The sequence below is a fragment of the Tenacibaculum aiptasiae genome, assembly GCF_965221665.1.
In the GTDB taxonomy this organism is placed as follows: domain Bacteria; phylum Bacteroidota; class Bacteroidia; order Flavobacteriales; family Flavobacteriaceae; genus Polaribacter; species Polaribacter aiptasiae.
The window spans coordinates 439,258-464,087 of record NZ_CBDCSN010000003.1 but is presented as its reverse complement, the minus strand read 5'-3'; the positions used below and the strand labels follow the sequence as shown (position 1 = coordinate 464,087).

The following is a 24,830-nucleotide window of genomic DNA, read 5'->3' as shown; positions in this document are numbered from 1 at the left end:
ACAATCATAAAAAGTCTCTATTAGAGGCTTTTTTTTTGCTTACTTTTAAGCACATAAATTATAAACATACAGCAGTAGATTAAAAACACATTTAATCTGCTATAAAACAATATTTTACAAATGAGCGTTTTAAATTCGATTCTAAAACTATTTGTTGGTGACAAACAACAAAAAGACTTAAAGTCTCTACAACCGATCGTTGAAAAAGTACGATCTTTTGAGAGTTCATTAAACAATTTATCTAATGATGACCTTCGGGCTAAAACAATCGAATTTAAATCTAAAATAAAGGAGGCTACTAAATCATTTAACGATTCTATAGCTACTTTAGAAGAAGAAGCTTTAAATTCAGACATTGATCGTCAAGAAGAAATTTATGCAGAAATTGACAAATTAAGGGATGAAGCTTATGAAGCTTCTGAAGCTGTATTATTAGACATTATGCCTGAAGCTTTTGCTCTTGTAAAAGAAACAGCTAGACGTTTTACTAAAAATGAAGAACTAGAAGTTACTGCAACTGCTTTTGATAGAGAATTATCAGCAACCAGAGATCATGTAAGCTTAGAAGATGACAAGGCTTATTGGGCGAATTCGTGGGATGCAGCAGGTAAAGAAGTAACTTGGGATATGATTCATTATGACGTGCAATTAATTGGTGGTTCTGTTTTACATCAAGGTAAAATTGCAGAGATGATGACAGGGGAAGGAAAAACCTTAGTATCTACCCTACCTGTATACTTAAATGCTTTAACTGGTAACGGAGTTCACGTAGTAACTGTAAATGACTACTTAGCAAAACGTGACCGTGCTTGGATGGCTCCAATATTTGAGTTCCATGGATTATCTACAGACTGTATTGATTTCCACCAGCCAAACTCTGAAGAACGTAGAAAAGCATATAACGCAGACATTACTTACGGTACAAATAACGAATTTGGTTTCGATTATTTACGTGATAATATGGCTAGCTCTAAGAAGGATTTAGTACAAAGAGCTCCTAATTATGCAATTATTGATGAAGTAGATTCGGTTTTAGTTGATGACGCTCGTACTCCTTTAATTATTTCTGGACCAGTTCCTCAAGGAGATCGTCATGAATTTAACGAATTAAAACCTTTAGTTGCCGATTTAGTTTCTTTCCAAAATAAATATTTAGTTGGTGTATTAGCAGAAGCTAAAGCTTTATTAAAAGAGGGAGATACCAAAGAAGGTGGATTCTTATTATTGAGAGTTTACAGAGGTTTACCAAAAAACAAAGCTTTAATCAAGTTCTTATCTCAAGAAGGAATCAAACAAATTCTTCAAAAGACAGAAAACTTCTACATGCAAGATAACAATAAGTTAATGCCAGAAGTAGATGCTGAATTATGGTTTACTGTTGATGAAAAAAACAATCAAATTGATTTAACCGATAAAGGTATTGCTCACTTATCAGAAAAAACTCAAAATGCTACTTTCTTCGTTTTACCAGATATTAGTGTAAAAGTTGGAGAAATTGACAATAGTGATAATTCACCTGAAGAAAAAGCTAATCAAAAAGAAGAATTATACAGAGATTTTAGTGTAAAGAGCGAACGTATTCATACTATGAATCAACTTTTAAAAGCATATACTGTTTTTGAAAAAGATGTTGAGTATGTAGTTATGGATAATAAAGTAATGATTGTAGATGAGCAAACAGGTCGTATTATGGACGGTCGTCGTTACTCAGATGGATTACACCAAGCAATTGAAGCAAAAGAGAATGTAAAAATTGAAGATGCTACTCAAACTTTTGCTACAGTTACATTACAAAACTACTTCAGAATGTACCGTAAGCTATCTGGAATGACAGGTACAGCAATTACGGAAGCTGGTGAATTCTGGGAAATCTATAAATTAGATGTAGTTGAAATCCCTACCAATAAACCAATTGCTCGTGATGATAAACAAGATTTAGTTTATAAAACAACAAGAGAAAAATACAATGCTGTAATTGAAGATGTTGTTGGACTATCTAAACAAGGTCGTCCAGTTTTAATTGGAACAACATCAGTAGAAATTTCAGAATTATTAGGTAGAATGTTACAAATGCGTAAGATTCCTCACAATATACTAAATGCAAAGCTACACAAACGTGAAGCAGATGTAGTTGCTGAAGCTGGTAAACCAGGAGTTGTTACAATTGCAACCAACATGGCAGGTCGTGGTACAGATATTAAATTATCTGACGAAGTAAAAGCCGCTGGTGGTTTGGCTATTATTGGTACAGAGCGTCATGATTCTCGTCGTGTAGACCGTCAGTTACGTGGTCGTGCAGGACGTCAAGGAGATGTAGGTTCATCACAGTTTTATGTTGCCTTAGACGATAACTTAATGCGTTTATTTGGTTCTGATAGAATTGCTAAAATGATGGATAGAATGGGATTAAAAGAAGGTGAAGTAATTCAACATTCTATGATTTCAAAATCTATTGAAAGAGCACAAAAGAAAGTAGAAGAAAACAACTTCGGTATTCGTAAGCGTTTATTAGAGTATGACGATATTATGAATGCGCAACGTGAGTTTGTTTACAAACGTCGTCGTCATGCTTTAGATGGACAACGTTTACAGATTGATATTGCAAACATGATTTATGACACTTGTGATTCAATTGTAAAACAAAACAAAATGAATAGCGATTATCAAAACTTTGAGTTTGAATTAATTCGTTTTTCATCAATGACTTCTCCTTTCTCAGAAGAAGAATTTAATAAATTGTCAGAGCAAGAATTAATTGATAAATTATATGTTATTGTTTCTGAACATTATAAAAATGATACTGAAAGACACGCACATAATGCTTTCCCAGTAATTAAGAATGTTTTTGAAACTGAAGGTGATCGTTACGAGCGTATCGTAGTTCCTTTTACTGATGGTACTAAAACTTTACAAGTAGTTACTAACTTAAAAGAAGCATACGAGTCTGAAGGGAAATCATTAGTAAACGATTTTGAAAAGAATATCACATTAGCTATTATTGACGAAAACTGGAAAGATCATTTACGTAAGATGGACGAGTTAAAGCAAACTGTTCAAAATGCTACGTATGAGCAAAAAGATCCTTTACTAGTTTATAAATTCGAAGCTTTTGAATTATTCCAAGAAACTATAGATAAAATAAATAAAGAGGTATTATCTTTCTTATTCAAAGGTCAATTACCAAGTCAAGATGCATCACAAGTATCTGAAGCTCGTGAACAAAAACGTGAGCAATTAGATACTCGTAAAGATGAAGTTCAAAACTCAACTCAACAAGCAATGAGTAGAGCTAGAAATCAGCAAACTCAAGAACAACAAGTTGTAGAAACTATTGTTCGTGAGCAACCAAAAATTGGTAGAAACGAAAGAGTTACTATCAAAAATGTAATGACTGGTGAAGAAAAAGAAGTAAAATACAAACAAGCACTTCCTTTACTAGAACAAGGAACTTGGGTATTACATAACAGATAATACTTTTAGAACACACCATAAAAAAAGCTCGGACATTCCGAGCTTTTTACTTTTACATAACTTTCCCATTACAGATTAATGATTTTCTAATTACCAATAGTTTACAATTAGTTTAACATTCAAAAACATTTGAAAAGTACATTTGTTTAAACGCAATAGTACATTTTAGAATGAAAAAAAATAAAAAACGTAAACTAGATGTTGTTGTTATTTCCGATGTTCATTTAGGCACTTATGGTTGCAGAGCTTCGGAACTTCATAATTATTTAAAAACGATCAATCCAAAGATTTTAATCTTAAATGGAGATATCATAGACATCTGGCAATTTAAAAAGCGTTATTTTCCTAAACCACACATGAAGATTATAAAACAAATAATGTCCTTTATAACTTCAGGCACTAAAGTGTATTACATTACAGGAAACCATGATGAAATGCTTCGAAAGTTTAAAGGTTTTAGAATTGGAAGCTTTGAAATAGTTAATAAAGTAGTTTTAGATCTTGACGGCAAAAAAGGGTGGTTTTTCCATGGAGATGTTTTTGATGTAACAATGCAGCACTCAAAATGGTTAGCAAAATTAGGTAGCATTGGTTACGATACCTTAATCATTATAAATACTGCTGTTAATTGGTTTAGCAAACAATTAGGATACGGTAGATTGTCTTTTTCAAAAAAAATAAAAAACAGTGTTAAAAGCGCTGTAAAATTCATTAATAATTTTGAAGAAACAGCTTCAGACATAGCCATTTCTAAAGGATATGATTATGTTGTTTGTGGACATATTCACCACCCAGAAATTAAACACATTGAAAACGAAAATGGCTACACAACATATTTAAACTCTGGCGACTGGATAGAAAATTTATCTGCTTTAGAATATCATAATAAATCCTGGTCATTATATGAATATGAAAAAGATGAGCTTGTACAAAACCAACATATGAATCTACAAGTAAACGATGCTGAATTTATTGCTTCCGAAAGTAGTAACAGTATGCTATTTGAAGAACTTTTAAAAGAATTCAATATTGAAAAACACTAAGAGGTAATTATGAAAATTTTATACGCTTTTCAAGGAACAGGTAACGGACATGCTAGTAGAGCAATAGAAATAATTCCATATTTACAACAAAAAGCAGATGTAGATATCCTAATTAGTGGCTACCAATGTGAACTTCAACTTCCTTTTGAAGTAAAATATAAATACTACGGATTGAGCTTTATATTTGGAAAAAAAGGTGGTATTGATTTCTGGAATACTTTAAAAAAAGCTAAGCTTAAAAATCTATATTCAGAAGTTAAATCTGTCCCTTTAGAGAACTATGATTTAGTAATCAATGATTTTGAACCTGTTACAGCTTGGTCCGCAATATTTAAAAACATTCCAATCATATCCTTAAGTCATCAAAATGCAGTATTAGACAAAAACGCACCTAAATACGGAACATATAGATTTGAACGATTAATTTTAAAATACTATGCCCCAGCTAAAGTAAAATTTGGTTTTCATTTTAGCACATACTCGTCAGCTACCTTCCCTCCTATAATTCGAAAAAAAATAAGATATAGCAACGTAACTAAAAAAGGCCATTATACAGTTTATCTTCCAGCATATGGGGATAAAAAAATTATAAAAGTATTATCTCAAATAGAAGATGTTAAATGGGAAGTGTTTTCTAAACACACTAAAAAACACATTTTTAAAAATAACATTATTATAAAACCCATTAACGGAAACGACTTTATAAAAAGTATTAGCTCTTCTAAAGGAGTTATCTGTGGCGCGGGATTTGAAACTCCAGCAGAGGCTTTATTTTTAAGAAAAAAACTACTTGTTATCCCAATGAAAAACCAATACGAGCAACAATGCAATGCCTTAGCATTAAAACAAATTGGAGTACCTGTATTGAAAAAATTCAATAAAAAACAATTACCCAAAATATCAAAATGGGTAAATTCTAAAAAAATTGTAGAAGTAAATTATCCAGACGTTACAGAAGATATTCTTGAAGCCTTAATTTTACCATATTATAATCAAACAATTTTACCGCAAATTACCATTGTATAGTAGCTAGATTTACATCTTTTAAAATAGCATTCGTTTTAGAAAAATGTTTATTTCCAAACCAATAACCTCTATTTGCACTTAAAGGGGAAGGATGTCCTGATGTTAACACATGATGTTTTTTAGTATCAATTAACTTCACCTTCTTTTTAGCAAAGCCTCCCCAAAGTAAAAAAACCACATCTTTTTTCTCGTCAGAAACTTTTCTAATTACTGCATCTGTAAACTCTTCCCACCCTTGTTTTTGATGACTTCCTGCTTCTGATTCTCTTACTGTTAAAGTAGCATTCAACAATAAAACACCTTGCTTTGCCCAACGAGATAAATCACCCGATTTAGGATAAGGTATACCTAAGTCAGTTTCAATTTCTTTAAATATATTAATTAATGATGGTGGATGCTGAATTTGATCATGTACTGAAAAACACAAACCATTTGCCTGTCCTTTTCCATGATAAGGATCTTGTCCTAAGATAACAACTTTCAAATCATCCAATGAACAAGCATCAAATGCTGCAAAAACTTCTGACCCTTTAGGATAACATACTCTTGTACTGTATTCGTTCTTAACAAACGATGTTAAGTTTTTGAAATAATCTTTTTCAAATTCAGACTGTAAAATATTTTTCCAACTATCTGCTATTTTTACTTGCATTCTTTCCTATTTTTGCTTTGGTTTCAAATATACTATTTTGGCTAAAAATATTTCAGAAAAGACACTTCAAGATTTAGAATTTACAACAGTTTTAGAACAAGTTGCGGAATACAGTATTTCAAATTTAGGTAAGGAAAAAACCTTACAAATACAGCCTATTTCCAATAAAAGAAAATTATTTTTCGAACTAAACCTTGTAAATGAATATCTTTCTTCTTTTGAAAATGAAAATAGGATTCCAAATCATTATTTTGAAGATATTACTGAAGAAACCAAACGTTTAGCTATAGAAAACAGTTTTTTAGAAACAGAAGCTTTTTTAAAAGTAGCAACAGTTTCTGATACTGTAAACGAACAAAAAAAGTTTCTAAAAAAATTTGAAACCTACTACCCTACTCTTTTTACTTTAAGTGAAAATATTGAGTTTACCACTTTTGTTTCCGATAGTATCAAAAAAATAATTACTTCTTATGGTGAAGTTGCTGATAACGCTTCACCCGTTTTAAAACAAATAAGAAAAGATATTAATAGTGTTCGTGGAAAGATTTCAGAAAGTTTTTCTAGAGCGCTAAGTAGAAACTTAACCAGTGGTTATTTAGATGATATTAAAGAAACAATTATTGACAACCAACGTGTTTTAGCGGTTACTGCTATGCATCGTAGAAAAGTTAAAGGAAGTTTGTTAGGTTCATCTAAATCAGGAAGCATCGTTTATATTGCTCCACAAGCCACTTTAGCTTATAGTAGAGAGTTACAAAATTTAGTATACGAAGAGAAACAAGAAATTGTAAAAATATTAAGAGCTTTAGCAGACGAAATTCGTCCTTACACTTCTTTACTAAACGAGTATGTAGACTTTCTAACTCATTTAGATGTTGTAGCTTCTAAAGCTAAATATGCACATAGCATTAATGGTTTACTTCCAAAAATTACGAAAGAGAAAAAAGTATTTTTAAAAGATGCTTTTCATCCCGTTTTATGGAAGAAAAATAATGAACAAAATATTAAAACTATTTCACAAACCATTAGACTAGACGAAAAACAACAAATAATTGTTATTTCTGGTCCAAATGCAGGTGGAAAAAGTATCACATTAAAAACAATTGGACTTCTTCAACTTATGTTACAAAGTGGATTATTAATCCCTGTACACGAGCGAAGTGAAACAACTCTTTTCAATACTATATTAACTGATATCGGTGATAATCAATCTATAGAAAACCAATTAAGTACTTATAGTTATCGATTAAAAAACATGCGTTATTTCTTAAAAAAATGTAACGACAACACTTTATTTTTAATTGATGAGTTTGGTACTGGATCTGATCCTGAGTTAGGTGGTGCTTTGGCTGAAATTTTCTTAGAAGAATTTTATGAAAATAAAGCTTTTGGTATTATTACCACTCACTATGCTAATTTAAAGGTATTAGCCAACGAATTAGACAATGTTACTAATGCTAACATGCAATTTGACGAACGTACTTTAGAGCCATTGTATAAACTGTTTATAGGACAAGCTGGTAGCTCTTTTACTTTTGAGGTTGCTCAAAAAAATGGAATTCCTTTTAGTTTAATTAATCGAGCAAAAAAGCGCGTTGAAACTGAGAAAGTTCGTTTAGACAAAACCATTTCTAAACTTCAAAAAGAACGTAATCGTTTACAAAAAACTTCAGATAGCTTAGTAAAACAAAAAACAAAAGGGAAAGAACATATTGAAAGCCTACAAGAAAAAGAACAAAAGTTACAAGATAAACTTTCTGGTTTTCAAGAATTATATGATAACAACCAACGAATGCTTTCTCTTGGAAGAAAGATTAATGAACTTTTAAATAAGTATTTCCAAACCAATAACAAAAAAGAACTTTCTGCTAACTTTTTTAAATGGGTAATGGCTGAAAAAACAAAGCACATAAAGAAAAACCCACCTAAAAAGAAAACAAAACAAGAAAAGAAAAAGGATTTAGAGCTTGTTAAAAAGCAAAAAGAGATTATTACTAAAGTAGAGAAAGAAGTTTTACAAAAGGTTGTAAAAGTTAGAGAAGAAAAGAAAAAAATAGCTGAAAAAGTTGCTAAAGAAAAAGCAGCTTATATTTTTAAAGTGAATGACAGGGTACGTTTAACAGATGGAAACTCTGTGGGAACAATTGATAAAATTGAAAAGAAAAACGTTTTTATCAATTACGGTTTGTTTACTACAAAAGCTAAAATTGAACAATTAGAATTAGTAGAAAAAGCTAAGAAATAACTTTCTCTTTTACATAGAAATACCTCTTATTTCATTTGTTAAAAAGTTTTTTATACATTTATAGGGTTAATTAACTATCCCCTTAAAACTATGAGAAACTTTTTAAAAGCTTTTCTCTTATTTCTGTGTTGGGCTACAACAGCCTTATTAATACATAATCATACTTTAAATGATAATGTAGAAGAAAATGTTGCGAATAACGTAAAAATAGAGAAAAAACCTCTTGTTACTAATAAAACCACAACTTCCCAGAATAAAGAGAAAGATACAATTCAAATTCACAAAGAAAAGCAGAAAGAACCTCTAAAAAAGGTAATTACAACACTTCCTTTCAACGATAAATTTATCACTAGCTCTCATAATACTCGAGTTCTTTTTCCTAAAAAATTTTACTATTTCAAAGATTCAATCTTTAATTTCTTAAACAACAACCCTCAAAAAGAAATTACAATTAAAGCAACTTATTTAAAAAACGAATTACTTAACAATAATTCTAATTTTGGAAACGAGAGAGCTTTATATTTAAAGAAGAAACTTGTTCAGTATGGAGTTAATCCAAAAAGAATTAATATTGAAAGTATCGTTGACGAATATGAATATGACCCAGAAGGTTTCTATGCTGAAGGAATTACTATTGCTTTTAACACTATGCCTAGCAACAAAATAGCTAACATAGAAAAAGAGATAACCAACAAAACATTATACTCCTACTTTGGTAATAATTCTTTTAAGCCAGACAGAACCTTATATTCTTACACAAAAGAGGTAAAAAACTACTTACTTAAACACCCAAATAAAAAAATCACAATTATTGGACACACCGACAATTTTGGTGAAGAAGAAGCTAATAATTGGATTGGCTTAGAACGTGCCAAAAACGTTTCTGATTACTTTATTAAACAAGGTATCGACAAAACAATAATCAATTCTACTTCTAAAGGAGAAACAGCTCCTATTGCTGATAATAGCACTAGAGAAGGCAGAGCTAAAAACAGAAGAATTGAAATTTTAATCAACTAACTCCCCGTTAAAAATGACTTTATTTATCACTAATCAAACAATGCATCTTTTAGAACTATTCTTCTGGATGCTTGGTGCCTTTTTAATAGGCTATATATTTTCTTGGTTTTACTATAAAAACAAATATGAATCAGAACTAACAGAAAGTACTCAAACTATTTCTGAGTTAAGAGACGAAATGCAATCTACTATAAGAGCAAAGAAAACAGTTGAACGTGGTGGTATAGAAATAAAACAACCTAAACAGCTTAACTTAAAAGCTATTGGAGAAGCTTCAGAAGACGAAAAAGACGATTTAACACAAATTAAAGGTGTAGGTACCTTTATTGAAACCAAACTTAACAGCATTGGAATTTATACCTACAAACAAATCACTAATTTAACTTTGGAAGATATAGAAACTGTTACCGATTTGATTCAGTTTTTTCCTGGCAGAATTGTTAGAGACGATTGGAAAGGTCAAGCCAAAAATCTTTTAAATAAATCATAAAAAAATAAAATCTCGAAACCAAAAGGTCTCGAGATTTTCAACTATAACTAACAACAAAATTCTTTTATAGTTTAATTCAAACTATAAACCCCTTTTGTGTCTTGTACAAATGAACAAACGGTTCTTCGTTCATTTTTTATATTGTAATGTGGTAGGTGACCATACTTTTTGAAGGCAGAATTAATAATTTCAGCATCTTTTTCATTATCAAAACTTGCTACAAGATTTTTAATTGAGTTTTCTACTGAATTAAACGAATCAAAACCTACTATTTTTAAGATAGCATAATGAATTGAAGTATCTAATTTACCTATCTTTTGTAACTTCTTTATTCTTAGCAACACACTCTCTAAAGCATATACATTAATAAGTAAGTCGGCTATATGCATTGATATTTCTTGCTCTTCAGCTAACTCTGTCATGAATGTTTGCATACATACTCCTGATGTAATCACTGTTAAATCTTTTAAGTTCTGGACTACTTGTTCGTATTGTTCAATTACATCAGCAGAAAATGATTCAATAGGGCTTGATAAACCAGAAGTTATCTGAGTATAAGGAGAAAAGAAGTCTAACTCCCCTTTCATTCCTTTTTTCAAAAACTCTTTTATAATTACTAAACGATTTATCTCATTTGTTCCTTCAAAAATCCTACTTATACGAGCGCTTCTATATAAATGTTCAACTGGAGACTCAGCAGAAAACCCCATTCCTCCATAAATCTGAACACTTTCATCTACAATAGTATCTTGTACTTCTGATCCATAAACTTTAGCTATAGCACATTCAATACTATATTCTTTTAAAGCTTCTATTTTGGCATTAGAAAAAGCCATTCCGTTTCCAGCTAATTCATCAGTAAGCATATCAATATCATTAGCTACTCGATATACAATTGCTTCGTTTACGAAAATATTCGTTGTTATTTTAGATATTTTCTCTCTAATAGCTCCAAAATCTATTATTGGCTTTTTAAATTGTTCTCTTTGTAAAGCATACTCTACAGAATGTAATAATGCTTTCTTACCAATACCAATACATGAAGCTCCCAATTTAATTCTTCCTGTATTCAGTGTATTTAAAGCTATTTTTAAACCTTTATTTCTCTCTCCTAAAAGATGAGTCGCTGGAACTACTGTTTTTTCCAAAAACACTTGTCTTGTACTCCATCCAGATAACCCCATCTTCTTTTCTTCTGGACCTAAACTGATACCTCCAAAGTCTTTATCAACAACAAAAGCTGAAAGATTTTTATCATCTTCAATCTTAGCAAACACTATAAAAATATCAGCAATACCAGCATTAGAAATCCATGCTTTTTGACCACTAATTACATAATCTCCATTTTCATTAATCGTAGCCAAGGTTTTTCCTGAGTTGGCATCACTTCCTGCATTTGGTTCGGTTAAAGCAAAAGCAGAAATTAACTCCCCTTGCATCATTTTGGCTACATATTTTTCTTTTAAAAACTCAGAACCATACAATAAAACTGGAGCTATACCTATACTTGTTTGAACACCAATAGCCCCTGCAAAAGAATGTCCTTTACTAAAAGCTTCTACAAAATGTAATACTTCTTTTAATGAAACATTAATTCCTCCATACTCTTCCGACACTTCCAATCCTAAAAAACCTAACTCACCACATTTTTTAAGTAACTCCGGAGTTTCTTCAATCCCTGAAACAGTTTCTAACTCTTCTTTACGAGTTTCTATTTCTGTTTTTAAAAATTGTTTTGCTGATTCTTGAATCATTTCCGATTCTTGACTTTTTATTTCAGGAATATAAAAAGTATCTAAATTTTCATTCTGAAATAAAAAAGCTCCTCCTTTTTTAGTGTCGACTGCTGTGTTCATTTATAATATTTTTCAGTAATTAGGCAAAAATGCCTAGACAAATATATAAATATATTTCAAAAAATAGGCTTAAATGCCTAAATTTGAAAAATGAATACAAAGCAACGCATCCTAGAAACCGCTCTAACTCTTTTTAATAAAGAAGGTTACTCAAATATATCAAGTAAAAAAATTAGTGAAGAGATTGGTATGAGCTATGGTAATTTATGCTATCACTTTCCTAAAAAAGACGATATTGTAATGCGGCTACATCAAAACTTACTTGATGAAATGGATGAGTCTATTCAAAATCTTGAAGGTGAAATTTTTGAATTTGATTTTATGCTGAAAAGCTTAAAACAGTTAATGGATTTGACTTTAAAATACCGTTTCTTTCTTCTAAATAGTTATGATATTACTACTAAATATCCGAGAATTAAGGAAAAAACTATAGAGAGAGCCAAAGTATATCATAATGTAATTTATCGAATTTCTAAGTTTTTAATGGAAAATGGCTATATGACTCCTTCAAACGATGAAAAACTTTTAAAAAAGAAAATACACGGTTTATTAATTATATTTAATTCATGGACTGTTGATTTGGCTGTATTTTATGATAAACCTTCATCTACAAGCAAAAGCTCTAAGTATTATATTCAATTATTATTTGCTATGATAGACTCTTCACTTACCAAAAAAGGAAGAGATTCATTTTCTTATGTTTATGGAACAATTGTAAACAAATAACCCATTGAAAATATTCAATGGGCATCTTTTTATTAAACTTAATTCTTATTTAAGTTTATTCGTATTTTTTCATTTCTTCATCATAAAACTCTCCAGCCTTATCCATTAAACTAGCTAGTTCTGTTGTAATGTCATCTTCTCTTTCTCCTGTTAAATCTTCAAACCACTCTATTTCATCATCTTTTAAATTAATCAAAAAACGAGGAAATTCAGTATGCAACACAAAAATATCATCAGGATGATTGCTATTATCTGCTAATAAAAATTTAGGTAAGTTCATTATGTTTTGTTTTAATCAATTTTAAAGTTAGTTTATTAAATCGTATGAATAATAGAATTGAAGCCGTGGTAAGTCCAGCAAGTAAACCTAACCAAATACCAAAACTTCCATATTTTTCTTCTGAACCAAAAAAGTAGCTTACAGGAAACCCAACTACCCAATACGAAATAAAGGTAATTACTGTTGGTATTTTTACATCTTGTAAACCGCGTAAAGCTCCTAAAACCATTACTTGAATACTATCTGATATTTGAAAAATAGCTGCAGCTATTAATAAATTCGCAGCTATTTTCATTACTTCCATATTATCTGCATAATTGGTAGCATCATTTAAATCTACATATAAATTCGGTAAACTTTTATGAAATACAAAAAAGATTGTTGCAAAACCAACTGCTAAAATAATCCCTAATAAAAATATTGAGAAAGCAATTCTTCTCAGCGCTTTATAATCCTGTAATCCTTTTTGATTTCCTACTCTAATCATTGAAGCTACACTTAATCCCATAGCCACCATAAAAGTCATAGAAGATAAATTTAAGGCAATCTGATTAGCTGCTTGAGGGTTCTTTCCTAACAAACCACTTAACCAAATAGCTGCAGTAAATATGGCTACTTCAAAAAACATTTGCATAGCGCTAGGTGCTCCAAGATTGATAATCTTTTTAATCATTAATTTATCTAACACAAATAATTTAATGTTAGTTACCAATCGCTTAGAACGCTCTTTTTTTGTTAATAACCACCATAAATAGAACACCATTACAAATCGTGATAATAAAGTTCCGTATGCAGCACCGATTATACCTAGCTCGGGAAATCCAAACTTCCCAAAAATTAATAAGTAATTAAATATCACATTTAATACATTGGCAACAATAGTTGCATACATTGGATATCTGGTCATAGACATCCCATCACTAAATTGCTTAAATGCCTGAAAAGCAATCATCGGAATTAATGAAAATGCTACTAAATCTAAGTATGGAATTGCTAATTCAACAACTTCTACTGGTTGTTTCATTAAATACATTAGAGGTTTCGAAAAGAAAACCATTAAAAACATTAATATTCCAATAGTAGTACACAAAAATAATCCATGTTTAAAAGTAGACTTTGCTTGTGTAAAATTATTAGAAGAATCTGCTTCAGCAATTAAAGGAGTGATTGCAGTAGAAAAACCAATTCCTAAAGACATTGCTATAAACATAAAACTGTTTCCTAAAGAAACAGCTGCTAACTCAGCTGTTCCCAACTGCCCCACCATAATATTATCAACAAAACTTACAAAAGTATGTCCCAACATTCCTAGCATTACTGGCGCAGCTAATTTCCAATTGTACTTAAATTCAGATGTATATTGTTGTAAATTCAAAACTTATATTATTTCGAGAGGCGAAGATAACTTTTTAATAGTCTACTACCTTTATCTTCTTAATTTTTTAATAAATTTAATTACCTTTGATTTTCTTAAAAACTGAAAAAAATGGCTTCAATAACATTACAAGGAAACCCAGTAGAAACAGTAGGAAACTTACCAAAAACTGGAAATAAAGCAATGGATTTTTCATTAGCAGCAACAGATTTATCAATCAAAAGTTTAAGTGATTTTTCGGGAAGCCGATTAATTTTAAATATTTTTCCAAGTGTTGATACTGGAACATGTGCTACTTCTGTTAGAGAGTTCAATAAAAAAGCATCTAGCTTAGAAAACACTAAAGTTTTATGTATTTCTAGAGATTTACCTTTTGCACAAGGGCGTTTTTGTGGAGCTGAAGGAATAGAAAACGTTGTAATGTTATCTGATTTTTCTACAGGTAGTTTTGGTAAAGATTATGGCTTAGAAATTAAAGACGGACCTCTTTCTGGATTACACTCTCGTTGTATTGTTATTATAAACGAAGAAGGTAACGTTACATATACTGAACAAGTTTCAGAAATTGTTGATGAGCCAAATTATGAAGCTGCTTTAAAAGCTCTATAGATTTATGAAAAACCCGAATGACGGATATTTTAAAGGCAGGCTCCGTAGTATGAAGTTTGCCTTAAAAGGAATGTGGCTATTAATTACCACAGAAGATAGTATCAAAGCACAATTTAGTATTGCTATTATAGCTACTATTGTTGGTTTTTACTTTGATATTTCTGCTTCTGAATGGATGTTTCAATGTTTAGCTATCGGAATGGTTTTAGTTGCTGAAGCTTTAAATACTGCAGTTGAAAAAGTTGCAGATTTCATCCATCCAGATTATCATAAAAAAATTGGTTTTATAAAAGACATCGCAGCTGGAGCACCAGCTTTTGCTGCTTTAATATCACTAGTAATTGCTGGTATTATCTATCTTCCTAAAATAATAGCTATATTGTAGCGTTCAATTTATTTCTAACAAAAATACATGGCAAAAAAAAAGACAACTGTTCAAAAAAAACAACCTAAAACCAATTTATTTAAAAAGGTTTCGTCTTTCTTTTCTAATAGACAAAATCAAACTATTACTGGTGCATTTTTAATACTGTTTTCAATATTTTTAACAGTTGCTTTCATCTCTTTTTTCTTTTCTTGGCAAGAAGATCAAAGCACTTTAACACAATTTGCAGATAAAAAAATTCCAACTAAAAATTTACTAGGTAAAATAGGAGCTAAATTGAGTAACTTTTTTATTTATAAAGGTTTTGGATTGGGGTCTTTTCTTATCCCTCTTACTTTATTTTTAACTGGTTCTAGAGTTTTACTTCAAGCAAACCTAAAAAGAATATTACCTTCTTGGAACTGGGGATTATTAATAATGCTTTGGATTTCTACAGCCTTAGGGTTTGTAGAAAAAAAGAATGCATTATTATCAGGTGTTATTGGGTTTGAGCTTAATGAATATTTACAAACATTTTTAGGTAAAACTGGTGTCATAATATTATTATTATTCTTCTTAATCACTTATCTAATTACACGATTTAGCATTACACCTGAGAAAATAAACGAGCAAATAAAGTCAAACAAGGAAAAACAGGATGCTAAAAAAGCTGCTGCTGAAATAGCTGCAAAAGAAAAAGTTTCAGAAGAGATTAAAGAAACAGAAGAAATTGAAGTAGAAAGTAAAAAATCTAGTTTCGAAATTTCAGTTGAAGATTTACAGCCTACAATTTCTAAACATTCAGAAACACAAACTTCAACTCCCCCTCCTACTGTAAATAAAGAGGAAGTTGTTTTAGATCCTAATATAAATAATGAACCAACTTTAACGGTTTCTGAAGAAACAAAGAAAGAAGTTGAAGTAGCTATCGAAAAAGTTTCAGAAGAAAAAAGTGTTACTGAAAACCTATCGAATCAATTAGTGAAGGATTTTGGTGAATTTGACCCTACTTTAGAATTAGGTAATTATAAATTTCCAACATTCAACTTATTAAAAGAGTATAACGAAACTATTTCAATAGACCCTGAAGAGCTTGAAGCTAATAAAAACCGAATTGTAGAAACACTTAAAAACTACAAAATTGGTATTGCTCAAATTAAAGCTACTGTAGGTCCGACTATTACATTATATGAAATTGTACCCGAAGCAGGTATTCGAATTTCAAAAATTAAAAACCTAGAAGACGATATTGCTTTATCACTTTCGGCATTAGGAATTCGTATTATTGCTCCAATTCCTGGTAAGGGGACGATTGGTATTGAAGTACCAAATAAAAAATCTACTATTGTTTCAATGCACTCTGTTATTTCTTCAAAGAAATTCCAAGAAAGTCAAATGGAGCTTCCAGTTGCATTAGGTAAAACTATTGCCAATGAAACACTTGTAGTCGATTTAGCTAAAATGCCACACTTATTAATGGCTGGGGCAACAGGGCAAGGAAAGTCTGTTGGATTAAATGCAGTATTAACGTCGCTTTTATATAGAAAACATCCTGCTGAAGTAAAGTTCGTATTAGTTGACCCTAAAAAAGTAGAACTTACTTTATTTAATAAAATTGAGCGTCATTATTTAGCTAAATTACCAGATACTGATGATGCTATTATTACAGACACAACTAAAGTAGTAAATACTTTAAATTCACTTTGTATAGAAATGGATGCTCGTTACGATCTCTTAAAAACAGCAATGGTTCGTAACATTAAGGAATACAATGCTAAGTTTAGAGCTCGTAAATTAAACCCTGAGAATGGACATAAATTTTTACCATATATCGTTTTAGTTATTGATGAATTTGCTGATTTAATTATGACAGCTGGTAAAGAAGTAGAAACTCCTATTGCTCGTTTAGCACAACTAGCACGTGCTATTGGAATTCACTTAATAGTAGCAACACAACGTCCATCTGTAAATGTAATTACTGGTATTATTAAAGCTAACTTCCCTGCCAGAATAGCATTTAGAGTAACTTCAAAAATAGATTCGAGAACTATTTTAGATGCACCAGGTGCTGATCAATTAATTGGTCGTGGAGATATGTTATATTCTGGAGGAAACGATATTACTCGTATTCAATGTGCTTTTGTTGACACTCCTGAAGTAGAAAAAATAACCGATTTTATTGGTTCACAACGTGCTTATCCAGAGGCTCATCTATTACCAGAATACGTTGGCGAAGAAGGTGGCACAAATGTTGATATAGACATTGCAGACCGTGATAAGCTCTTTAGGGAAGCTGCCGAAGTAATTGTAACGGCACAACAAGGATCAGCTTCTTTATTACAACGTAAATTAAAATTAGGTTACAACAGAGCAGGTAGATTAATTGATCAATTAGAAGCAGCAGGAATTGTTGGCCCTTTTGAAGGTAGTAAAGCCAGACAGGTATTAGTTCCTGATTTTGTTGCTCTTGAACAATTATTAGAAAACGAAAAAAAATAACAATTAAAAAATTCCGAAAAACGGAAGCAAAACAATAAAATGAAAAAAGTTGGATTATTATTTATTGGATTATTTATTAGTTTAAATACCATAGTTGGACAAAATACCTCTTCAGAAGCTAAAAAGCTTTTAGATGAAGTATCTACAAAAATGGGAGCTTATAAAAACATGATTATTGGTTTTAATTCTTCCTTAGTAAACAGAGAGGCTGGTATCACAAACGACCCACCAATTAGAGGAAAAATCACACTTTCTGGCGAAAAATACAACTTAGACTATTTAGGAAATCACTTTCTTTTTGATGGAAAAAAATTAGTTGTTATCAATCAAGAAGAAAAAGAAATTAGTGTTAGTAATGGAGACTTAGACGAGGAAGATGGATTTATTTATCCTTCTAAATTGTTAACTTTTTATAAAGAAGGTTACAATTTCTCTATGGGGAAATTAAAGAATAATAATGGTAGAAAAATCCAATTTGTAGATTTAACTCCTATTGATAGTAACTCTGACATTGTTAAAGTACAACTAGGAATAGATGCCAAAACAAAGCATATTTATAAATTAGTTCAAATAGGTTCTAATGGAGCTGAAACTACGTTTACTATAACTAAGTTTAAAAGCAACCAACCTATTTCTAAAAATTTATTCTCTTTTGACAAAGAAAAGTATTTAAAACAAGGATACTTTATCGATTAATACTTAAAAACAAGTTTTGTTAATAATACTTTTAAAATCATTAACAAAACTTTTGTTTTTTTATTCACCTAACCTACTAACTTTGCATCTGTGAAAATACTAGACAGATATATTTTAAAAAGTTTTTTAAGACCTTTTTTAGCAACTTTCCTAATCATCTTATTTGTATTAGTAATGCAAGCAATGTGGCTTGCTTTTGATAATTTTGCTGGAAAAGGGATTAGTGTACCTATTATTTTAAAATTTCTTTGGTATACTACTCTTTTAATGGCTCCTCAAGCATTACCTATTGGGGTTCTACTTTCATCAATCATGACTTTAGGTAGTTTATCTGAAAACTACGAGTTTGCTGCAAGTAAATCTGCCGGAGTTTCACTTCCTAGGATGGTACGTCCTTTAATTTTTTTAACTTTCATATTAAGCGGTATTAACTTCTTGTTTTTAAACAATGTATATCCATATGCTATGTTAAAACAATTAAATATGAAAATCAATATCAAAAAGAAACAACCTGCAATAGCTCTAGTAGCTGGTAGTTTTAATAGTGAGTTGCCTAATTTTCAAATTAAGTTTGATGAAAAATATGGTGAAGAGGAAAACCTTTTAAAAAAGGTAATGATTTATGATTTGTCTGCTAAAAAAGGTAATAATAAGATTATAACTGCTAAGAAAGGTAAAATTATTACAGAAGAAGGAAGTAGGTACATGACATTAATCTTAGAAGATGGTTATTATTTTGAAGGTCATATAAAAAGTAATACTCCTTCAAATAAAGATAAAATGCCTGCGTCTCATGCCTATTTTGATGAATATATAATCAATATTGACATTTCATCTTTAGCCGGTGATAGTGTTGAAACTGAAAGATACACAAGGCAATACAACATGCTAAGTCTAAATCAATTGAAAGATACATTGCCAACTATGAAAAAAAATTATGACGATTTTATTTCTAATAGAGCAAGAAATTTATTTTTAAGTATTGATGTGAGTGATTTACATGCTTATCCAGATTCTTTAATTAATAAAGAATTATCACTAAATATTTTAGACAATTTCGAGCCAACAGATAAACAAGGAATACTAAACAATGCTAGTTCAAAACTTCAGCGTGCTATAAGTAATAATGTTTCAAATAAGCAAACTTTAAAAAACAAAAGAAAGTATCTAAATTTATATGATATTGAGTTTTATAATAGAGTAGCCTTTTCTTTTTCTTGTTTATTACTTTTCTTTATTGGAGCTCCACTTGGCTCTATTATACGAAAAGGTGGTATGGGGCTACCAATGATTTTAGCTATTGGGGTTTATGTAACCTATTTTTTCAGTAATACTTTTGGTAGAAATTTAGCTGAAGAAAGCTCTCTTACTGCCATTGCAGGATCTTGGCTAAGTGTATTTTTAATGCTACCTTTGGCATTAACATTAACTATTAGAGCAACTAAAGACAAAGGTCTTTTTGATATTAAAGGACTTTTTACAAAACTGCAAAGTTTTTTTAACAACCTATTCTCTAAAAAAGAGAAAACAACATAAAAATGACAACACACACAACAGCTAAAGTTAAATTAAACACGATTGAAGAAGCTATTGAAGACATAAAAAACGGTAAAGTTATTATTGTCGTTGATGATGAAGATCGTGAAAATGAAGGTGATTTTCTTGCCGCTGCTAATAAAGTTACTCCAGAAATGATCAACTTTATGGCAACTCACGGAAGAGGTTTAATTTGTACTCCTCTTACTGAAGATAGATGTAAAGAGTTAGAATTAGGAATGATGGTAAATAACAATACCGATCCTATGGAAACTGCTTTTACTGTTTCTGTAGATTTACGCGGTAAAGGTGTTACCACCGGTATTTCTGCTTCTGACAGAGCTAAAACCATACAAGCACTAGTAGATCCAGAAACTAAACCTTTTGACCTTGCCAGACCTGGACATATATTTCCTTTAAAGGCAAAAAACGGAGGTGTTTTAAGAAGAACTGGTCATACAGAAGCTGCTATAGATTTCGCTAGGTTAGCAGGTTTAGAACCTGCTGGAGTTATTGTTGAAATTATGAACGAGGATGGTACTATGGCTCGCTTACCTCAATTATTGGAAGTTGCTAAGAACTTTGATTTAAAAATAGTTTCTATTGAAGATTTGGTAGCTTATAGAATGGAACACGATTCTTTAATTGAAAAGAAAGAAGACTTTAATATCCAAACACGTTTTGGAGATTTTCGTTTACGTGCTTATCAACAAACTACAAATAAACAAATCCATATTGCATTAACTAAAGGAACCTGGAGCAAGGATGAACCAATTTTAACAAGAATAAACTCAACTCTTGTTAATAATGATATTCTTGGAACTTTAACTAATAATGCTGACAAGAAATTGGATCAAATGTTTAAAGTTGTGAATGATGAAGGTAAAGGCGCTATTGTTTTTATAAATCAGCAGAGTCAGGCTTTAAATTTATTAAACCGTTTACGTGGACTAAAAGAAAACCAAGCTAAAGGAATAATGAAAGCTCCTAAAGTAACCATGGATAATAGAGATTTTGGTATTGGTGCTCAAATATTACACGACTTACATATTCATAAATTACGCTTAATTTCTAATACCGAACAGACTAAGAGAGTTGGTATGATTGGTTACGGATTAGAAATTGTAGATTATGTAAATTATTAAAAGATTATAACCAAATAAAAAAGAGGAAGTTTAAACTTCCTCTTTTTTATTTACAAGTAAAACTTTTCGAATTACAATGAGCTCATTGAAGTTTTAACTTCATTAAACTCAGCTATTATACTTTCTAAAACTTCTTTTGCAGGTTTTATTTCATGGATTAATCCAGCTACTTGTCCAATTTCTAACTCTCCTTCTTCCAAATCTCCTTCAAACATTCCTTTTTTAGCTCTAGCTCTACCTAATAACTCTTTTATTTCCTCTATTGAAGGGTTTTGTTGATACAATTCTTGAACTTCATTATAAAACTTATTTTTAACCAAACGCACTGGTGCCAGTTCTTTTAAGGTTAAATGAGTATCACCATCTTTAACTCCAAGAATAGTTTGTTTAAAATTATCATGAGCAGAAGATTCTTTTGTTGCTGCAAAGCGACTTCCTATTTGGACTCCATCAGCACCTAAAACCATTGCTGCCAACATACCTCTCCCTGTTCCTATTCCTCCTGCTGATATAACAGGAATTTTAACCTCTTCTTTTACCATTGGTATTAACGTAAATGTAGTTGTCTCTTCTCTACCATTATGCCCACCTGCTTCAAAACCTTCACAAACCACTGCATCAACACCAGCTGCTTCTGCTTTTAACGCAAATTTTACTGAACTTACTACATGCACTACAGTAATCCCTTTTTCTTTTAAAAAGTTTGTCCATGTTTTTGGATTTCCTGCTGAAGTAAAAACAATCTTCACTCCTTCTTCAACAATAATATTCATAATCTTTTCGATATCTGGATATAACATTGGTACATTAACTCCAAAAGGTTTATCTGTTGCTTTTTTACACTTCTGTATATGCTCTCTTAGCACTTCCGGATACATCGATCCAGCTCCAATTAAACCTAAACCACCTGCATTAGATACAGCAGATGCTAACTTCCATCCTGAGACCCAAATCATTCCTCCTTGAATAATTGGGTATTGTATATTAAATAATTTAGTAATCTTATTTTGCATAAGGTAAATGTACAATCATTAAATAGTAAGCACAAAAAAACCTCGAATAATTCGAGGCTTAATTTTATAATAAATTACTTTTTAAGAAATGACACCAGAACCTAAAAGTTCTTCATCTTTATACCAAGCAACAAATTGTCCTTCTTGAATAGCTGATTGTGGATTTTCAAAAGCAACATATAAACCTTTTTCTACACTATATAATATTGCTTTTTCTAATTTCTGACGATAACGTATCCTTGCTTCAACTTCCATTTCTTCACCTGGATTTAATGCTAAATCGGTACGCACCCAATGTAGTTCCTCATTAGAAACAAATAAAACGTTTCTATATAAACCTGGATGATTTTTACCTTCTCCAGTATAAATTATATTCTCATTTACATCAGTTTCAATAACAAATAATGGTTCTTTTGTTCCTCCAACAGCTAATCCTTTACGTTGACCTTTGGTAAAATAATGAGCTCCTTGGTGCTTACCTACCACATCTCCATCTTCTTTTTTGTATGAAAATTTAGTTGATAAATATTCTAATTCTACTTCTTTATTTTCAAATTTTGGAGCTACTCTATTATATTGCTCGAAACTATTTGGTATTCTTATGATTTGCCCCTCTTTAGGTTGTAATTTTTGTTGCAAAAAATCTGGTAATCTTACCTTACCTATAAAACATAATCCTTGAGAATCCTTTTTATCTGCTGTAATTAAATCAGCCTCTTTCGCTATTTCTCTAACTTCTGGCTTTGTTAACTCACCTATTGGAAATAATGCTTTTGATAATTGTTTTTGAGACAACTGACACAAAAAGTAGGACTGATCTTTATTAGTATCTTTTCCTGCTAATAATTTATATACTGGCTTTCCGTCAATTATTTCTTCTGATTTTCTACAATAGTGACCAGTAGCTACGTAATCTGCTCCTAAGCCTAATGCTATATCCATAAATACATCAAACTTAATTTCTCGATTACATAAAACATCTGGATTTGGAGTACGACCTTTCTCATACTCATTGAACATATAATCTACTATACGTTCTTTATATTGTTCACTTAAGTCTACAGTTTGGAAAGGTATTCCTAATTTTTCTGCAACAATCATTGCATCGTTGCTATCTTCTAACCAAGGACATTCATCGGAAATAGTTACCGAATCGTCATGCCAGTTTTTCATAAACAAGCCTATAACTTCATAACCTTGCTCTTTTAGTAAGTATGCTGTTACACTACTATCTACACCTCCTGAAAGTCCTACTATTACTCTTTTCATTCTTTCTTTTTGAAGGTGCAAATTTACGAAATCCTTTCCATTATTTACTATGGAAAGAATTGATGAAGCTATTGAAGAAATTGATGTACTCTTACATAACTTAATTCCTCCTTATTATCTGTCGACCTTAATGTAAGTTTATCTTTTTCTACTGTAAATTTATAGAATTTGAATTTTGGGATTTCTCCATAATTTACCATTTGTAGTTCTGGTTTATGTCCATGAATTTTATAGACACCATATTTTTTATTCTTTAAAGAATTCTCTATAACATAAGTGTTATCCCATCTTAAATACAGCGTCGATTTCGGATTTACTACTTTTTTTGAATCAATACTATCTATCTTCTTAGATTTTAGCTCCCATAGTCCAAGTAATTTATTTCCTTCTGAAGTAGGAATTTTATTGATTCTTTCTAAATATACTGTAACATCCTGACCTTCTTCTTTCCTTTCCCATAACATTTTATTCTCTTTCAATTCAACTTTAAAAGGCTCAGCTACATCGGTCACTCCATTTTTATTCGAAATTTTAAGTCTGTTATCTTTTAAACTCCAAGTTCCATAAGAATGCTGTAACCATCCATTACCAGATATTTGAGTAGAATCTTCTTTAAAGTTCATCCATCGAGCATTAGGAGTCATTTTTTCTTTACCTACTTTCACTTTTTTTACTAACCAAAGTCCAGTAAATTCATCAGTTTCTTTTTTTTCATCACAGGAAACTAAAAAACTCAGAATTAATAGTAAAATAAAACTCCTAAACATATTCTTCTTTTTATTTATTCTTAAGCTCTGACAATTTCATTCGCTTCTTTTTGTTTACTACTTCTCCATCCATATAAAACTCCCACTTCCCTATTCTTTTTCCTTCTTTATACATTCCTTTCTCTTTTATTCCTCCTTTTAAATCGTAGTATTTACCTTCTCCTTCTAACTTCCCGTCTTTATAAAAAACATCTTCAATTAAAATACCAGACTCTGTAAAAGTTTTAGAAACACCATTTTTCTTTCCCTCTTTATAAAAAGTTTCTTGGGTTACCTTTCCATTAGGATAATAGTTTTTAAGAATTCCATCTAACTTTCCATCTTTATATTCTTCTTCAGAAAACAGCTTTCCATTAGCAAAATAGTATATCCATTTTCCAATACGTTTTTTTCCTAACATTTTACCTTCACTCTTCAATTTTCCTAAATCATTATAAAATTTAACCGTAGCTGTATCCTTTTTATACGTTTTTACAATTACTGGTTGTGTTGAGGAAGTATTAGAATAAAACTTAAAAACTCCTACTTCTTTACCATTTTTAAACTGTCCAGAATAACGAACCTTACCATTGTCATAAAATTTCTTCCATACACCAGTTCGTTTTCCATTTGCATCAAATTGATTTATTTTTTGTGCCTCAGTTGAAACAATAAAAAAAGCTGATAATAAAAGTGCAATTGAAAATATCCTTTTTATATTTAGCATTGATAATTCTTTTTATTTAGTTGTATAACTTACTTATTTCAA

At 30.6% G+C, this 24,830-nt stretch carries 21 protein-coding genes; 13 read left to right on the top strand and 8 right to left on the bottom strand.

Translation table 11 applies throughout. The annotated features are described in order from the left end of the window. Window positions 1-120 precede the first annotated feature (120 nt). The 3 genes from secA (at window position 121) to ACOQN8_RS13880 (ending at window position 5,540) form a co-directional block, all read left to right on the top strand. Window positions 121-3,471, top strand: coding sequence for a preprotein translocase subunit SecA (secA, locus tag ACOQN8_RS13890; protein WP_420553128.1), 3,351 nt, complete (start codon window positions 121-123; stop codon window positions 3,469-3,471). A 170-nt stretch (window positions 3,472-3,641) separates the two neighbouring features. Beyond that, on the top strand, window positions 3,642-4,514 hold the full coding sequence (locus ACOQN8_RS13885; RefSeq protein WP_420553127.1) for a UDP-2,3-diacylglucosamine diphosphatase: 873 nt from the start codon (window positions 3,642-3,644) through the stop codon (window positions 4,512-4,514). Between the two features lie 9 nt (window positions 4,515-4,523). Further along, window positions 4,524-5,540, top strand: a complete 1,017-nt coding sequence (locus ACOQN8_RS13880; protein WP_150898935.1) for a glycosyltransferase family protein — start codon at window positions 4,524-4,526, stop codon at window positions 5,538-5,540. Here ACOQN8_RS13880 and ACOQN8_RS13875 read toward each other — a convergent pair. After that, a complete protein-coding gene (locus ACOQN8_RS13875) occupies window positions 5,527-6,192 on the bottom strand; it encodes a uracil-DNA glycosylase (protein ID WP_420553126.1) in 666 nt (221 codons plus the stop codon). The genes ACOQN8_RS13880 and ACOQN8_RS13875 overlap by 14 nt on opposite strands. Window positions 6,193-6,229: 37 nt before the next feature. On the opposite strand from ACOQN8_RS13875, the gene ACOQN8_RS13870 reads away from it, so the two are divergent. The 3 genes from ACOQN8_RS13870 (at window position 6,230) to ACOQN8_RS13860 (ending at window position 9,947) form a co-directional block, all read left to right on the top strand. Then, complete coding sequence (locus ACOQN8_RS13870; protein WP_420553125.1) at window positions 6,230-8,437, top strand: endonuclease MutS2; 2,208 nt, start codon at window positions 6,230-6,232, stop codon at window positions 8,435-8,437. A 90-nt stretch (window positions 8,438-8,527) separates the two neighbouring features. Further along, the gene (locus tag ACOQN8_RS13865) at window positions 8,528-9,457 is read left to right on the top strand and encodes an OmpA family protein (protein ID WP_420553124.1); all 930 of its coding nucleotides are present in this window, start codon (window positions 8,528-8,530) and stop codon (window positions 9,455-9,457) included. A 13-nt stretch (window positions 9,458-9,470) separates the two neighbouring features. After that, the gene (locus ACOQN8_RS13860; protein WP_217701355.1) at window positions 9,471-9,947 is read left to right on the top strand and encodes a hypothetical protein; all 477 of its coding nucleotides are present in this window, start codon (window positions 9,471-9,473) and stop codon (window positions 9,945-9,947) included. Window positions 9,948-10,018: 71 nt separating this feature from the next. Here ACOQN8_RS13860 and ACOQN8_RS13855 read toward each other — a convergent pair whose 3' ends face one another. Next, a complete protein-coding gene (locus tag ACOQN8_RS13855) occupies window positions 10,019-11,803 on the bottom strand; it encodes an acyl-CoA dehydrogenase family protein (protein WP_420553123.1) in 1,785 nt (594 codons plus the stop codon). Between the two features lie 90 nt (window positions 11,804-11,893). Between ACOQN8_RS13855 and ACOQN8_RS13850 the strand changes: the two genes are divergently transcribed. After that, window positions 11,894-12,529 (top strand): TetR/AcrR family transcriptional regulator, encoded by a 636-nt coding sequence (locus ACOQN8_RS13850; RefSeq protein WP_420553122.1) that lies wholly within the window; start codon window positions 11,894-11,896, stop codon window positions 12,527-12,529. Between the two features lie 55 nt (window positions 12,530-12,584). On the opposite strand, the gene ACOQN8_RS13845 is transcribed toward ACOQN8_RS13850, so the two are convergent. Next, window positions 12,585-12,809, bottom strand: a complete 225-nt coding sequence (locus ACOQN8_RS13845) for a hypothetical protein (RefSeq protein ID WP_150898941.1) — start codon at window positions 12,807-12,809, stop codon at window positions 12,585-12,587. After that, window positions 12,796-14,184 carry an MATE family efflux transporter gene (locus tag ACOQN8_RS13840; protein WP_272148925.1) on the bottom strand — a complete coding sequence of 463 codons (1,389 nt, stop codon included), beginning with the start codon at window positions 14,182-14,184 and terminating at the stop codon, window positions 12,796-12,798. Before ACOQN8_RS13840 ends, ACOQN8_RS13845 begins: the two co-directional genes overlap by 14 nt. A gap of 111 nt (window positions 14,185-14,295) precedes the next feature. On the opposite strand from ACOQN8_RS13840, the gene tpx reads away from it, so the two are divergent. The 6 genes from tpx to ribB all read left to right on the top strand — a co-directional run bounded on the left by tpx (window position 14,296) and on the right by ribB (window position 21,033). Beyond that, window positions 14,296-14,793 carry a thiol peroxidase gene (gene tpx, locus ACOQN8_RS13835; protein ID WP_272148924.1) on the top strand — a complete coding sequence of 166 codons (498 nt, stop codon included), beginning with the start codon at window positions 14,296-14,298 and terminating at the stop codon, window positions 14,791-14,793. Window positions 14,794-14,797: 4 nt separating this feature from the next. Continuing rightward, window positions 14,798-15,178 (top strand): diacylglycerol kinase family protein, encoded by a 381-nt coding sequence (locus ACOQN8_RS13830; RefSeq protein WP_150898943.1) that lies wholly within the window; start codon window positions 14,798-14,800, stop codon window positions 15,176-15,178. 27 nt (window positions 15,179-15,205) lie between these two features. Continuing rightward, window positions 15,206-17,656 carry a DNA translocase FtsK gene (locus ACOQN8_RS13825; protein WP_420553121.1) on the top strand — a complete coding sequence of 817 codons (2,451 nt, stop codon included), beginning with the start codon at window positions 15,206-15,208 and terminating at the stop codon, window positions 17,654-17,656. 39 nt (window positions 17,657-17,695) lie between these two features. After that, window positions 17,696-18,352, top strand: a complete 657-nt coding sequence (gene lolA1 / locus ACOQN8_RS13820; RefSeq protein ID WP_272148922.1) for an outer membrane lipoprotein periplasmic chaperone LolA1 — start codon at window positions 17,696-17,698, stop codon at window positions 18,350-18,352. Between the two features lie 90 nt (window positions 18,353-18,442). Then, the gene (locus ACOQN8_RS13815) at window positions 18,443-19,888 is read left to right on the top strand and encodes an LptF/LptG family permease (protein WP_420553120.1); all 1,446 of its coding nucleotides are present in this window, start codon (window positions 18,443-18,445) and stop codon (window positions 19,886-19,888) included. 2 nt (window positions 19,889-19,890) lie between these two features. Further along, window positions 19,891-21,033 carry a 3,4-dihydroxy-2-butanone-4-phosphate synthase gene (gene ribB, locus ACOQN8_RS13810; RefSeq protein WP_150898947.1) on the top strand — a complete coding sequence of 381 codons (1,143 nt, stop codon included), beginning with the start codon at window positions 19,891-19,893 and terminating at the stop codon, window positions 21,031-21,033. 71 nt (window positions 21,034-21,104) lie between these two features. Here ribB and ACOQN8_RS13805 read toward each other — a convergent pair whose 3' ends face one another. The 4 genes from ACOQN8_RS13805 to ACOQN8_RS13790 form a co-directional block, all read right to left on the bottom strand. After that, on the bottom strand, window positions 21,105-22,046 hold the full coding sequence (locus tag ACOQN8_RS13805) for an NAD(P)H-dependent flavin oxidoreductase (RefSeq protein WP_420553119.1): 942 nt from the start codon (window positions 22,044-22,046) through the stop codon (window positions 21,105-21,107). An 81-nt stretch (window positions 22,047-22,127) separates the two neighbouring features. Continuing rightward, window positions 22,128-23,366, bottom strand: coding sequence for a tRNA 2-thiouridine(34) synthase MnmA (gene mnmA, locus ACOQN8_RS13800; RefSeq protein ID WP_420553779.1), 1,239 nt, complete (start codon window positions 23,364-23,366; stop codon window positions 22,128-22,130). 17 nt (window positions 23,367-23,383) lie between these two features. Beyond that, on the bottom strand, window positions 23,384-24,082 hold the full coding sequence (locus ACOQN8_RS13795) for a hypothetical protein (protein ID WP_420553118.1): 699 nt from the start codon (window positions 24,080-24,082) through the stop codon (window positions 23,384-23,386). Window positions 24,083-24,092: 10 nt separating this feature from the next. Then, window positions 24,093-24,788 carry a toxin-antitoxin system YwqK family antitoxin gene (locus ACOQN8_RS13790; RefSeq protein ID WP_272148917.1) on the bottom strand — a complete coding sequence of 232 codons (696 nt, stop codon included), beginning with the start codon at window positions 24,786-24,788 and terminating at the stop codon, window positions 24,093-24,095. Between the last annotated feature and the right edge of the window lie 42 nt (window positions 24,789-24,830).